The 13,689-nt window shown below is 61.0% G+C and carries 12 protein-coding genes; 3 read left to right on the plus strand and 9 right to left on the minus strand.

Translation table 11 applies throughout. The features are described from left to right. Nucleotides 1-7: 7 nt before the first annotated feature. From J3A64_RS06885 to J3A64_RS06925, 9 genes are all read right to left on the minus strand, one after another. Nucleotides 8-1,591, minus strand: a complete 1,584-nt coding sequence (locus J3A64_RS06885; RefSeq protein ID WP_210063881.1) for an ABC transporter ATP-binding protein — start codon at nt 1,589-1,591, stop codon at nt 8-10. Then, nucleotides 1,584-2,429, minus strand: a complete 846-nt coding sequence (locus J3A64_RS06890; RefSeq protein WP_210063882.1) for an ABC transporter permease — start codon at nt 2,427-2,429, stop codon at nt 1,584-1,586. Before J3A64_RS06890 ends, J3A64_RS06885 begins: the two co-directional genes overlap by 8 nt. Then, nucleotides 2,413-3,354, minus strand: coding sequence for an ABC transporter permease (locus J3A64_RS06895; protein ID WP_011774659.1), 942 nt, complete (start codon nt 3,352-3,354; stop codon nt 2,413-2,415). The genes J3A64_RS06890 and J3A64_RS06895 overlap by 17 nt, the downstream gene beginning before the upstream one ends. 30 nt (nt 3,355-3,384) lie before the next feature. Then, complete coding sequence (locus tag J3A64_RS06900) at nt 3,385-4,974, minus strand: ABC transporter substrate-binding protein (RefSeq protein WP_210063883.1); 1,590 nt, start codon at nt 4,972-4,974, stop codon at nt 3,385-3,387. A 114-nt stretch (nt 4,975-5,088) separates the two neighbouring features. Continuing rightward, nucleotides 5,089-6,069 carry a D-2-hydroxyacid dehydrogenase gene (locus J3A64_RS06905; protein WP_210063884.1) on the minus strand — a complete coding sequence of 327 codons (981 nt, stop codon included), beginning with the start codon at nt 6,067-6,069 and terminating at the stop codon, nt 5,089-5,091. Then, nucleotides 6,066-7,184: a tartrate dehydrogenase gene (locus J3A64_RS06910; protein WP_210063885.1), complete on the minus strand. Its 1,119-nt coding sequence runs from the start codon at nt 7,182-7,184 to the stop codon at nt 6,066-6,068. Before J3A64_RS06910 ends, J3A64_RS06905 begins: the two co-directional genes overlap by 4 nt. Further along, nucleotides 7,181-8,731 carry an aldehyde dehydrogenase family protein gene (locus tag J3A64_RS06915; protein ID WP_210063886.1) on the minus strand — a complete coding sequence of 517 codons (1,551 nt, stop codon included), beginning with the start codon at nt 8,729-8,731 and terminating at the stop codon, nt 7,181-7,183. The genes J3A64_RS06910 and J3A64_RS06915 overlap by 4 nt, the downstream gene beginning before the upstream one ends. Nucleotides 8,732-8,748: 17 nt before the next feature. Further along, complete coding sequence (locus J3A64_RS06920; protein WP_014921780.1) at nt 8,749-10,026, minus strand: FAD-binding oxidoreductase; 1,278 nt, start codon at nt 10,024-10,026, stop codon at nt 8,749-8,751. A 26-nt stretch (nt 10,027-10,052) separates the two neighbouring features. Next, the gene (locus J3A64_RS06925) at nt 10,053-10,727 is read right to left on the minus strand and encodes a haloacid dehalogenase type II (protein ID WP_210063887.1); all 675 of its coding nucleotides are present in this window, start codon (nt 10,725-10,727) and stop codon (nt 10,053-10,055) included. Between the two features lie 335 nt (nt 10,728-11,062). Here J3A64_RS06925 and J3A64_RS06930 point away from each other — a divergent pair, with 335 nt between their 5' ends. From J3A64_RS06930 to J3A64_RS06940, 3 genes are read left to right on the plus strand one after another with little or no spacing between them, the layout of a single operon-like run. Continuing rightward, nucleotides 11,063-11,983, plus strand: a complete 921-nt coding sequence (locus J3A64_RS06930) for an ABC transporter substrate-binding protein (RefSeq protein ID WP_210063888.1) — start codon at nt 11,063-11,065, stop codon at nt 11,981-11,983. Between the two features lie 44 nt (nt 11,984-12,027). Continuing rightward, nucleotides 12,028-12,924, plus strand: a complete 897-nt coding sequence (locus J3A64_RS06935; protein WP_043470208.1) for an amino acid ABC transporter permease — start codon at nt 12,028-12,030, stop codon at nt 12,922-12,924. Further along, on the plus strand, nt 12,921-13,688 hold the full coding sequence (locus tag J3A64_RS06940; protein ID WP_014921776.1) for an amino acid ABC transporter ATP-binding protein: 768 nt from the start codon (nt 12,921-12,923) through the stop codon (nt 13,686-13,688). Before J3A64_RS06935 ends, J3A64_RS06940 begins: the two co-directional genes overlap by 4 nt. The last annotated feature ends 1 nt before the right edge of the window (nt 13,689 follow it).

The following is a 13,689-nucleotide window of genomic DNA, read 5'->3' on the forward strand; positions in this document are numbered from 1 at the left end:
CTGCTTGCTAAAGCGCCGCCCTGATCTTTTTCAAGTGCAGCCCCCGGCACGGGATGGCCGCCGAAACCAGATCTTGGCTGTGCTGGTGCTGCGGATCTGCAAAGAACTTGTCCGTGTCCGTGAGCTCCACAAGGCACCCTTGGTACAGGACCGCAACCCGCTGGCACATGTGCCTCACCACGTCCATGTCATGGGTGATGATCATCAAAGTCAGCCCGCGGTCCCTGTGCAGGCGCTGCAACAGTTCAAGGATGGTCCGCTGGGTCACCGCGTCCAAAGCTGACGTCGCTTCGTCACAGATCAGGACCTCGGGTTCCAACAGCAACGCCCGGGCTATGGTCATCCGCTGCAACTGACCTCCGGAGCATTGCCCCGGACGCCGATCCAGGATGTCGGGATCAAGCTCGACTTCCTCCATCGCTGCCGTGAGCTTACGGGACCGTTCAACTGCGGTGAGATCATTCCGCGACCTGAGCGGCGCCTCAAGGCTGGCCCGGAGGGTCATGCGGGGGTCGAAGGAATCGTGGGGCTCCTGGAACACCAGCTGCACAGCTGTTGGGCCTGCACCATCCGCGTCGAGAGTCCTGGTGATGCTTCCGCTGCTGATGCCTTCCAACCCAACAATGGCACGAGCGAGGGTACTCTTACCCGATCCCGATTGACCCAGGACACCAAGGATTTCGCCGTGGTGTACGTCCAGCGAGATCGAGTCCAAGGCGGGCCGCCCGCGGCGTTTGCCGGATCCGAAATGCTTGACCACAGTGTTCAGTGTCAGGGCGTTGCGCTGGCGGGTGGGGGCGCCCGCGATTCCGGTGGGCGCCAGGTTGGACGCTTCAAGGAGCTTGCGCGTGTAGGCGGTCTTCGGGCTGCCCAGGACAGCTTCGGTGGTGCCGGATTCAACGATCACGCCGGAATTCATCACCAGCACCCTGTCCGCAAATGCGGCCACCGAGGCAAGGTTATGCGTGATGTAGAGGATTCCCAGGCCACGCTGGATCCGTTGCCTGTCCAGCAGCTCAAGGATTTGTTGCTCCAGCACCTTGTCCAGGGCGGACGTCGGCTCGTCGGCCAGAAGGATGCCGGGCTGGGCTGCCAACGCCATGGCAGTCATCGCCCGCTGCGCCATGCCACCGGAAAGCTGGTGCGGGTATGAGCGCATACCCCGCTGCGGATCCTCGAAGCCCACGTCGGCCAGCAATTCGAGCACCTTGGCTTTTGCTGCCTGGCCGCGTAGCCCGGAGTGCAGTTTAAGTGGTTCCCTGAGATGGGCGCCGATTGTTTTGCTGGGATTGAACATCTTTTTTGGCTGCTGGAACAGCATCCCCAGCTGCCCGCCACGGATGCGGTTCAGCTCTGTTTCCGAGGCTCGGGTTATGTCCAACGAGCCGAGCCGGATGGAGCCAGACTCAATCCTCAGCTGCTGAGGCAGTAACCGCAGGACTGACCGTGCGGTGATGGTCTTCCCCGAACCGGAGCCGCCCACGAGCGCCACAAACTCGCCGGGCTTCACCGTCAAGCTGACACCGGCGAGGATCGGATGCCCTGTGTCTTCGCCGTGGACTGTCAGATCCTCAACAACCAGCTCAGGCATGCTGGCCCTCCTCCACAAGGACGTCCACAGGGTCAGAGGCCCGGCGGGATGCGCGTTGGCCGATCAGCGTCACGCAGAGGGCCACCACAAAAACGGCGAGTCCGGGGGCGACAATCCCCCACGGCGCTCTTTCTGCGTACGGTTGCGCCGCTGCCAGCATGGAACCCCAGTCCGATTGCGGCGGTTGAACGCCGAGTCCAAGGTATGACAGTGCTCCGACCGCGATCAGGAGCTGACCGAAGCGCAGCGTTGCCTGACCCACCATAGGTGCGGCCAAATGCGGGAGGATGTGGCGGAAAATAATGAACCACGGCGAACAGCCCACCACCCGCGCCGCTTCAACAAAACCTCGTGCCGAAACGTCATAGGCCAGCGTTCGGGCAAGCCGTGCAAATGGCGTCCAGCCTGTTACGGTCAGTGCCACCAGCAGGGATGTGAAGCCCGTTCCCATGGCAGCGACGATAAACAAGGCCACCACCATCTCGGGCAACGCCAGCAGGACGTCATTGGTGCGCGTAAACAGCTCATCCAGCCAGCCCTTACGGCGGGCGCTCAGCACGCCGATGACCAACCCAATGATTCCGGTCAGCACAGTGGCCAGTGCGGCCACCACCAAAGAGAAGCGGCCGCCGTCGAGCAAGCGGCTGAGCGTGTCCCGCCCCAGGTGGTCCGTTCCCAGCCAATGTGTGGGGCTGGGCGGTGTAAGCCGCGCAGCCAGGTTCTGATCGTCCGGAGGGAACGGCGCCAGCCAGGGCGCCGCTGCCACCGCTGCGACTATCAGGATGAGAATCACGACGGCGGCCGCGTCGATCGCGGAGCGGTTACGCAAGGGCGCCACTCACCTTCGGGCTGAGGATCCGGTGCAGGAAGTCGGCAAGCGTGGTGATGGTGACAGCCAGTGCCACGACAACCACCACGCCGCCCTGAGCCAACGGGATGTCGCTGTTGACCACGGAGTCGTACAGGAGCCTGCCCATACCTGGGATCGCGAAGATCACCTCCACAATGACCGAACCTCCCAGCAGACCCGCGAACCACACTGCGAACAGAGTGGACAACGGAACCAGGCCGTTGGGAACAACGTGCCTCATGACTGTCTGCACGTGGCTCAGTCCCCTGGCTCGCGCGGCGGAAATGTGTTCTGCCTCGAGGGCATCGATCATTCCCGATCGCACGGCCGACGTGAAGAAGCTGATCGGTCGCAATGCCAGCGTTACCGCCGGCAGGACGATAGAGGACGCCGTGTTCCACCCTGCAGAGGGCAGCAAGGACAGTTTGAGCGCGAACAGCAACACCAGCAGCGGAGCCAGCCAGTATTCAGGCATTGCGATGAAGGACTGGGTGACTGTGGTGATCAACTTGTCGGTCCGGCTGCCTTGTTTCAGCGCTGCCACAATCCCAAGGGGCAGCGATACCACCACTGCCGCGCCCAGGGCCACGATCACCAGGCTGAGGGTGATGCCCATAGCGGGCATCACTTGGTCAACCACGGGTGTCCTGCTGATATGGGATAACCCCATATCCCCGGTGAAGAAGTCCCCCAGCCAACGCAGATATTGGACGGGAAGGGGATCGTCGAGTCCAAGGCTCTCTCCCAAAGCCCGAACGGTGGCGTCGTCCACTATGTCCCCGGCGACGCGGGAGCGGATGATCTTCCGGACAGGATCGCCCGGGGTGACGTAGGGAATCAGGAAGACAGCGAAAGACGACAGCAGGACGGCGGCCACGAGGGTCGCCGTCCGCTTCGCAAGGAAAGTGATCATGCGGGTTTGTCTGGTGGTCTCAGTTCGTTGCTAGGAGCCGGACTTGGCCGTTTGTGCGGTCAGGACGTAACGGGACAGCGGATCCTGGACGTAGGACATGACGTTGCTGCGAATGGCATCGGTGGCCTGTTCATTGACGAGCCAAAGGTTGACTGCCTGGTCATTCAGGAGCTGACCGGCTTTGGCATACAGCTTGTAGCGTTCCTCGCTGTTGGAGGTGCGGGCTGCTTCGGTGATGATCGAGTCGTACTCTTCGTCGCAGAAGTGGCTGAGGTTGTACGTACCCTTGCACGTATAGTCTGCCGTCAGGAATCCGATGGGATCGGCAATGTCGATGAGCCGGTTTCGCTGGCTCAGGATCATGTCGTAGTTCCCCGCCAGAACGTCGGGTTCAGCGGAGGCGTATTCCTTGGCCTGGATAACAACGGGCACACCGATGTTCTTGAGGTTGTCCTGGACCACGGTTGCGACGTCGGCGAACTCTGCACGTTCAACAATCGCGATGATTTCCAAGGGCTTGTCCGGCGTGTATCCGGCAGCGGCAAGAAGCTTCTTCGCTTCTTCAACGTTCTGTTTTGGTGAGCTTGCATCGCTAGCGGCCCATGGTTCGGAAGGCGCATAGGGTCCGGCTGCCGGAAGCGCAGCGCCTTCGTACACGCTGGCGGCCAGGGCTTCAAGGTCCAGTGCCGAGCGGAGGGCTTTGCGGAAATCGACGTTGTTGAAAGGGGCCCGGCCGTTATTCATGTACAGCGTGGCCGTACGCGGTGAGTCTGCCTTCAGCACAGAGACTTCGGGGGCGTTTTCGAGCGTGGACAAGGCGGAGGCCGGGATGGAGAGGGAAATGTCAGCCTCGCCGGTTTGGACTTGTGCCGCGCGCGTCGCGCCGTTGGTGATGAAACGGACCTCACCCCCTGCGAGCTGCACCTCGCCGCCCCAGTAGTTTTCATTGCGGTCCAGAGTCAGGGACTGCTTCGCTTTCTCCGATACAGGAGTGAACGGACCGGTGCAGTGACCGAAGGGATCAACGGTGGCGCCGGCATACGCGGCCGGGGCAAGAACGCCGGTGTTGACGCTCGCAAGGCGGAACGGCACCAAGGGGTTCTCCACGGGCGTGGTCACGCGAACGGTCTTTGCATCGATTGCCTGGACACCGCTGACAACGCTTGGGCTGAACGCCCTGGCAGGCACCTTGGCCTTGAGGACGTGGTTGAGCGAGCCGGCCACGGCCTCTGCGGTGAGTTCGGTACCGTCCTGGAATTTCACGCCTTCACGGAGGGTGAAGTCCCATTCCAGCGGTGAGGTCTGCTTCCATTCCGTTGCCAGGAAGGGAACAACTTTGCCTTGGGCGGAATCGTACTTGGTGAGGGTTTCCAAGCAGCCGGAGAGTGACAGGATGTAGGCGGCGTCCGACTCGGGGGCCCAGTTGGCAACGGGTGCACGGAAATTGTCCACGACGATGCGCTCATTGGTATCCGCCACCTGCTCGGTGGAACCGGGCTGGCCTCCGCTGAGGCCACAACCGGAAAGAGTGAGGAGGGCTGCCAGCCCGAGGGCTGCCGTGTAACGGCTGGGAGTGCGCAAAAGGAACCGCCTGCTATGTATGCCCGAACGGGTGGGCATGGGGAAAGTGAAGACTATTAGGTTAGCCTTACCTCCTGCTTCCAGAAAATTGACGCTCCGAAGTGCCGTAATAATGTGCTCAGGTTCACGGGCGTCCAATCCGGGTGACTGGGATCAGGAAGCGGGAACGAACCCGAGCCTCTTGTCCACGACGTTCTGCAGCGGTTCATCCCGGCTGAACCGCCAGAGGTTCTCCACGAACAGCTTCCCAAGATCGTCCAGGTAACCTTCGGTGTCGCCGCTCATGTGAGGGGTAAGGATGACGTTGTCCATGCCCCACAGCGGGTGCTCCGCAGGAAGTGGTTCCGGATGGACCACGTCCAGCGCCGCGCCGGCAATGGAACCTGAGCGAAGCGCGTCTACCAGTGAGTCGGTGCGGACCAGCTCCCCGCGCCCCACATTAAGGAGGTGGGCCGTGGGCTTCATGGCTGAAAGCACGTCGGCGTCCACCAAGCCTTTGGTGTCGTCGGTCAGGGGCGCGGCCAGCACAATGTAGTCGAAGTCGCCAACCACCAAGGCCAGGTCCTTGGACGAATAGATCTCCTCAAAGTACTCATCCCCTGGCCGGCTGCTGCGCCCGGCACCGCTAACGCGCAAGCCAACGGCACGGAACAGGGAGGCGATTTCCTGACCAATGGACCCGGTACCCACCACCAAGGCGCGCTGTCCCTGAATTTTTCGCGTGACGCGGTGCTGCCAGCGCTGCTGCTGCTGAAGCTTGAACGAGCCCTGTGAGTCTTTGGCGATGTCCAGGACGAAGCCCAGCGTGAATTCGGCTATGGCACGGCTCAGGACTCCCCGGGAGTTCGTGTAGACCACATCACTGTGGATGAGCTCGTCGAACAGGAGCTGGCTCACGCCCGCTGCTGTTACGTGGACCCACTTCAGCGATGAAGCTGCAGCCCAGTTCTCCCGCAGCGCGGGCGAGAAGGAATGCCATTGGTAGAGAACATCCGCACCATCCATTGCCTTAGCGAGACCGTCAGCCTTGGTCAGGCGGACTTCGGCCAGCTCCGCGATTTCGTCCAATCCGGGCGGCAGGGCCTCCCGGTACAGGACAGCGACGATGGGCCGCTTGCCGTCGGCATTCGTCATGCTGACGACGCCGCTGCTGCCGCTGGCGTGGGATCGCTGGGTTCAGCCTTGCCCACAGCCTCCAAGACGTCAATGGCAGCCAGGACGGCCGCTGTGAACTCAGAGGTCGACGACGGTCCTCCAACGTCGCGGGTACCCAAACCCTCTCGCAACACGGACTCGAAAGCCAACTGCAGATGCTCTGCGGCTGCGGGGTGGCCCAGGTGCTGGAGCATCATTGCTCCGGACCAAATCTGTCCCACCGGGTTTGCCAGTCCCTTCCCTGCAATGTCCGGGGCAGATCCGTGCACCGGCTCAAAGAGGGATGGGAAATCACCGTCGGGATTCAGGTTCGCGCTGGGAGCCACACCGATGGAACCGGTGACGGAGCTGCCCAGGTCCGAGAGGATGTCGCCCAGCAGGTTCGAGGCAACGATGACGTCCAAGGTCCAAGGTTTGAGGACCAGATGCGCAGCCAAGGCATCCACCAGTTCGCTGGTGAGTGTCACGTCGGGGTAAAGGCGGGTGGTTTCTTCCACTACCTCGTCCCAGAAAGGCATGGTGTGGATGATGCCGTTGCTCTTGGTGGCCGAGGTCAGGTGCCCCCTCCTCGACGACGCGAGGGAGGCGGCGAAGTGGGCGGCACGCGATACTCCCCGGCGGGTGAAGATGGTTTCCTGAACAGCTGTTTCGTGCGGCAGTCCGCGGTACATCCGGCCGCCGACCTCCGAGTACTCCCCTTCGTTGTTCTCCCGCACGATCAGAATGTCGATCGGTTCCTTGGACGCCAGCGGCGACTTGACGCCGTCGAGCGTTTTTACCGGCCGCAGGTTGATGTACTGCTGGAATTCGCGGCGAATAGGAATCAGGAGGCCCCACAGAGATTCAGCGTCCGGAACCTCCGGGGAGCCCACGGCGCCCAGGAAAATGGCGTCATGCAGCGCCAACTGATCCAGGCCGTCCACCGGCATCATGCGGCCGTGCTGCGCGTAGTAGTCGGATCCCCAGTCGAAGTGCGTGAACTGCAGGTTGATGGAGTGGATCTCAGCGATTCGCTCAAGGGTTTGGATGGCCGCAGGGACCACTTCCTTGCCGATACCGTCGCCGGCGATAACCGCGATTTTATGGGTAGTCATGATGCATTCCGTTCTGAGGTGCCCGTCAGCTGCTGCCAGCGGGTGGCGGGCTCCGCCAGTTTGATAATGGTGCTCTTGGGCTCGGTCATTTCGCGGACTGCGTGCTTGACGCCTTCACGGCCAACGCCGGACTTCTTAAACCCGCCGAACGGCATGGAATCGATCCGGACGTCGCTGGTCTCGTTGATGACCACCGCCCCCACATGCAGCTTGTCGGCAATTGCCAGGGCCAGGTCAATGGATTCGGTGAAGACACCAGCCTGAAGTCCGTAGTCGGAGGCGTTGGCCGCATGGATGGCGTCAGTGATCTGGATAAAGGGCATGATGCTGACCACCGGCCCAAACACTTCTTCGCTGATGACCAAGGCCTCGGCGGGCACGTCCGTGAGCACGGTGGGCTGGTAAAACGCTCCAATACGCCGGCCGCCCACCTGGACGCTGGCACCAAGTGTTGTGGCCTCCTCCACCCATTCCTCCACACGGCGGGCTTCGGCTTCGCTGATCAGTGGTCCGACGTCCGTGGTGCGATCGAATTTAGCCCCGACACGCAGCGCCCGGGTCCCGGCCACCACCTCTTCCAGGAGGTGTTCGAACAGGGAGACGTGAACGTAGACCCGCTGCACGGAAAGGCAGTTCTGGCCGGCCACGCCAAAAGCACCGGCCACGATCGCGGCCGCTGCTGCTTTGGCGTCGGCGTCCCCGCAGACGATCGTCGCATTGTTGCCGCCCAGCTCAGAGAGGATCTTCTTTGCTCCCGCAGCGGCAGCGATGCGATCGGCAGTCTTCGGTCCACCGGTGAAGGAAATAAGGTCCACTTGCGGGTCCGTCACGATCGCTTCCGAGACGCCCGGGCCGGAAACAATAGCGGCAAGGCGACCGGCAGGAACGCCCGCTTCCAACAACAGTTCGATGAAAGCAAGGCCCGTAAGCGGGGTTCGGCCCGAGGGTTTAAGGACGACGCCGTTGCCTCCGATCAGCGCCGGACCCAACTTGTGTGCCACAAGGTTCAGGGGATCGTTGAAGGGCGTGATGGCCGCAATGATTCCTACAGGTTTGCGGTTGTACCAGCCAATCTTGTTGGCCCCGGCCATGCTGTCTTCAAAGGCAAGAGTCTCTCCAACAAGTTCGCTCGAGGCGGCAGCGGAGAGCCGCAACGTCTCTGCGCAACGACGCACTTCGCGTTCAGCTTCGGTGATGGTCTTGCTGCTTTCCGCGGCAATGATCTCCGCGAACCGCACGGCCTTGTCCACGAGCAGCACTGCAGCCCGTTCCAAAGCCTCCCTGCGGTCCCGCAGGACCCAATCGTCTTCCTGGAGGTGGTGGTGTATGAAAGCAACTGCACGGCGCACATCTTGAGGAGTGGAGGAACACACAGTTCCCAACAGAACGCCGTCTTCGGGATCCCTGACTTCGAGGATCCTGTCAGCCGTCTCCCAACGGCCTTCCAGGAACGCACCTCCTGGCAGGGCGGCGATACTGGCCCGTCTGTAGGCCGTCTCCTGCCCTGTTTTCGGGCGCGCTTCAGCGACTTTGGATAATGAACTCATGTGATCCTTTGCCCTGCCTATTTGATGCGGTCGATGATCTTCGCGGCTCCGCCAATAAAAGGCAGGAACCATGGGGGGCCGAAGTGGCCGGGTACAGGCGGGTTCTTCAGGTCTTCCCACACGTTCGCCTGCTTGTCCCCCGCCATGTAGTGGGCCATCCTCTTGCCCATGTGTGCAGCCATCTGAACACCATGCCCGCTGTAGCAAAGGGAGTAGAACAGGCCATCATGCTGGCCGGCATGGACCATCTGGTCCATGGAGAGGTCCACCAGGCCACCCCAGATGTAGTCCACCTTGACGTTGGACAGATAGGGAAAGAGTTCGGTCATGGCCTTGTGCAGGATCTCCGCACTCTTGACATCCGAATCCGGGCTGGACAGCGCAAAGCGTGCGCGGCCGCCGAACAACAACCTGTTGTCCGGCGTGATGCGGAAGTAGTACGTCAGCATCTTGCTGTCAGAGGCTTGGCGCCTGTTGGGCAGGATGCGGTTCACGACCTCTTCGGACAGAGGCTCGGTGCAGATGATGAAGCTGCCCACAGGAATCACGCGACGCTGCAGCCACGGGGTGACGTTGCCGGTGTAGCCGCTGGTGGCCACCAGGACTTGCTTGGCCCGGGTAATTCCACGGGTGGTGTGAACATCGTGCACTGTGCCCGAGACCTTGTTCAGCTCGGTGACCGATGCGTTTTCGCAGATGGCTGCGCCGTTGTCCGCTGCCACCTTCGCCAGCCCGTGCACGAACTTGCCCACGTGCAGGCCGGCGCCCAGCGGATCCATCATGGCACCCTGGTAGAAGTCGGTGCCGATTTCGCTGTGGATTTCGGACTTGGGAATGACCTTTACCTGGTGGTCAACCAGGTTGGCGAGCAGCTCCTGCGACTTCAGGAAGCCGTCGTAGTGGGACTTGTGGAACGCGAGGGAGAGCTTGCCGAAGCGCTTGAAGTCGCAGTCAATGCCGTTGTCGTGCACCAGCTTCTCGATGGTTTCAATGGCGTCGTTGTATTCGCGGAACATCTCAACGGCACGGGGAGCCCCGTAGCGCTTGACTGCCGTACTGAACCCAATGGCCAAACCAGTGGTAGCCATGCCCCCGTTGCGGCCTGACGCACCCCAACCAACAGTGTGGCGTTCGAAGACAGCAACAGTGGCGCCTTGCTTGGCAAATTCAAGTGCTGCGGACAGCCCGGTAAAGCCCGCGCCGATAATCGCGACATCTACGTTCTCCGGGACTGGAGTGCGGCGGTAGTCGCCGGATGGCTCTGCAGTGTCGAGCCAGTAAGGAACAAGTTTCACGGTTGGCCTTTCGCCTCGTGGTCGTTTTAGAGACCGAGGTGCTTGTTGATCTCGTCCAGGGATTTAGCGGTGTTGAGGCCGTAGCCCTCGCCAATGGGGTCATAGCCGCGGTCCAGCATCCAGAGGTTCCGGAAACCCAGGTCGTGCATGGGATGCATGTCGTAGCGAGTGTGGGAGGAGATGTGCAGGAAGTCCTCGGGCTTGGCATTCAGCGTGTCCAGCATGTACTCGAAGGCCTGGTACCGGGGCTTGTACGCCTGGGCTTGCTCGGCGGTGAGGACTGAATGGAAGTTTGCGCCGAGCTTGGGAATGCTGATGTCCAGGAAGCTGGTGTCCGCGTTGGATAGAGCCACGAGTTGGTAGTTGTCGCCCATGAGCTTCAGCGGGGCCGGCACGTCGTCGTGGGCAACCCAACCGCGGACAACATCAGCAAATGCTGCACCTGCCCCTTCAGTCGGTCCAATTCCCCAACGCTTGCACACACGATCAAAGGAATCCTGGAGGATCTGCTCATACGGCTTGTAATCCCCCAGTACTTCGTCAAAGCGGTATCCGCGGAACTGCTTCTTGAAGGTGGGCCACTGCTCTTCAGAGATTCGGCCATCGAGCAAACGCCGCGTAGTGGGATCGATGTCGAAGTTGATGAGTGTGCCGTAGATATCAAAGGAGATGTACTTCGGCCGGGAATTGGTCTCTGCCATGTCAAGTCCGTTTCTTTTCGGGATATGGAGGCGGGCGGGCCGCGTGTAAGGGTGTCGAGTGAAGCGGATGCACCCGTAAAAAACTGCCGGGCAGTCCGGGAGCTTCTCGACCGCTGACTCGACTCTAGGGTGCCAAATTGTAAATTGTCAACAGTTTTCGGCGCCTAGTTAGAACGATTCTCAACGAAGGGATCTGTTCAAAAAAGTTTCTGTCAATTGTTGACAATCTACTGTTGAGGGGGTTGCATTGCAGTAGATGACGGAGAGATCCGGATCACATTACTACCAAGACCTTCTCCCCTCCCCACCGCCCGACTCCCTCGAAGGGAAGCACCATGAAGATTCGAACCAAGGCGCAAACCGCAGCTGCCGGACTTGCCGTACTGCTGGCACTGAGCGCTTGTGGAGGCACCGCGAACAGCGATTCCGCCGACAACAGCAAGACTGCCAACACCACCGACATTTCCGAGGGCGTCCAGCCGGATTCAGCTGCTGTTGCCCTGTTGCCGCAGTCCATCAAGGACAAGGGCGAGCTCACGGTTGCCATGGACCTGCACTACCCTCCCACCACCTTCCTGGCTGAGGATAATACGACTCCGATTGGCCTCAACCCGGATATCGCCAGGCTCATTGCGAAGAAGCTTGACCTGAAGTTGAAGTTCGTGGACACGAAGTTCGACACGATTGTTCCCGGCCTCGATGGCGGCCGCTTCGATTTCACTGCCACCACCATGTCCAAAACTGAGGAACGCCTTAAGGTCCTGGACATGATCGACTACTTCAAAGCCGGCAACTCCGTGGCGGTGGCCGCTGGCAACCCGCTCAACCTCACCGTTGAGACCCTGTGCGGTAAGAACATCGCGGTGACGCAAGGATCAACCGGTCAGCTTAAGCGTCTCCCCGCCCTCAGCGAGCAGAGCTGCACGTCCAAGGGACAGCCGGCCATCAACGGCGTGACACTGCCCAACATCCAGGACGCGCTGACCCAGCTGCACTCCAAGCGCATCGACGGAATTCTGTACGACACAACTGCACTCGGGTGGGCTGAGAAGCAGCAGCCGGGCTCCTTCGAACTCGTGGGTCGCGTCGACGTCGGCACCAGCGACCTGACCGCAATCGGCTTGAAGAAGGGCTCACCTCTGACGCCGGCCTTCCAGGCGGCTCTCCAGTCCGTCCTTCAGACCCCGGAGTATAAGGAGTCCCTCGAGAACTGGGGCTTGGACTCGGGAGCCATCACCGACGCCAAGCTGAACTAGTGGGTGCCCCGATGAAGCAAGTGACTATGGAAAGAAGCAATGTGATGAGCGGGTTGGATTCGGCGTTGAAGCCGCGCCTGAAGCGGCGCAGCACGTTCGAGTACGTCTCCTGGGTGGTCTGCATCCTGGTCGGTGTCGGCGTCCTGAGTTCGGTCGCGACGAACCCGAACTTCAAATGGGACGTCGTAGCGAAATACTTCACCCACGAATCCATCCTCCGCGGACTCATGCTCACCATCTTCCTCACCGTAGCAAGCATGGCCCTGGGCACCCTCCTCGGACTGGGCCTGGCCATCATGCGGGCTTCGACCATCAAACCCATCGCCGCCCTCGCCGGGGTCTACATCACGATCTTCCGCGGCACCCCGGTCCTGGTCCAACTGATCTTCTGGTTCAACATCTCCGCCCTCTACCCGAACCTGAGCATCGGGATCCCGTTCACCGACATCGGCACCGCGATCGACACCAACGCCCTCATGGGACCCATCACCGCAGCCCTGATCGGCCTGACCCTGAACGAAGCGGCCTACATGGCCGAAATCATCCGCGGCGGATTCTCCTCAGTGGGCAAAGGCCAGATCGAAGCCGCCGATTCCCTGGGCATGAGCGGGGCCACGAAAATGCGCAAAGTCATCATCCCCCAAGCCATGCCCTCCATCATCCCCGCCACCGGCAACCAAGTCATCGGCATGTTCAAAGGCACCTCCCTGGTCTCCGTCCTCGGAGTCGCCGAACTACTCCAAAGCGCCCAACTCATCTACGCCCGCACCTACGAAACCATCCCTCTGCTCATCGTCGCCAGCCTCTGGTACCTCGTGATGACCATGCTCCTGAGCTACCCCCAATCAAAACTCGAACAAAAATACTCCCACACCTCCGCCCGGGTCCCCCGCAAAGCCCGCAAAGTGACACTCACCGCACCGGAAGGCATCGCACGATGAACGCTGACGGCACCATCCACGCCCAAAAAATCCGCAAATCCTTCGGACCCAAAACAGTCCTCAAAAACGTCGACCTCGACATCGCCAGCGGAGAAATCTGCTGCATCATCGGCCCCTCCGGCTCCGGAAAATCCACCCTCCTACGCTGCATCAACGGCCTCGAAACCATCGACTCCGGCATCCTCAAAGTCAACGGCGAAGACTTCGGCTACTACGAAACCGACACCGCCTACCACGCCCTCCCCCCCAAGAAACTGGCCCAACAACGCACCCGCGTCGGCATGGTCTTCCAATCGTTCAACCTCTTCCCCAACATGACCGCCCGCGACAACGTCATGGCAGGACCCGTCCTGGTCAAACACGCCGACAAAAAACAATCAGCCAAACACGCACAAGAACTCCTCGCCAGCGTCGGCCTCGAAGCCTTCGGAGACCGCTACCCCGCCGAACTCTCCGGCGGCCAACAACAACGCGTCGCCATCGCCCGCTCACTGGCCATGAACCCCGAAATCATCCTCTTCGACGAACCCACCTCCGCCCTGGACCCCGAAAAAGTCGGCGAAGTCCTCAACGTCATGCAAGACCTCGCCAAAAAAGGCATGACCATGGTCGTCGTCACCCACGAAATGGGCTTCGCACGCGAAGTAGCCGACACCCTCATCTTCATGGACGACGGCAACGTCGTAGAACGCGGCGACGCCCGCGAAATCCTCACCAACCCCAAAGAACCCCGCACCCAAACCTTCCTCAAACAGGTCCTCTAAC

Origin of the sequence: Pseudarthrobacter sp. PvP004, from assembly GCF_017876035.1 — a bacterium.
GTDB classification, from domain to species: domain Bacteria; phylum Actinomycetota; class Actinomycetes; order Actinomycetales; family Micrococcaceae; genus Arthrobacter; species Arthrobacter aurescens_A.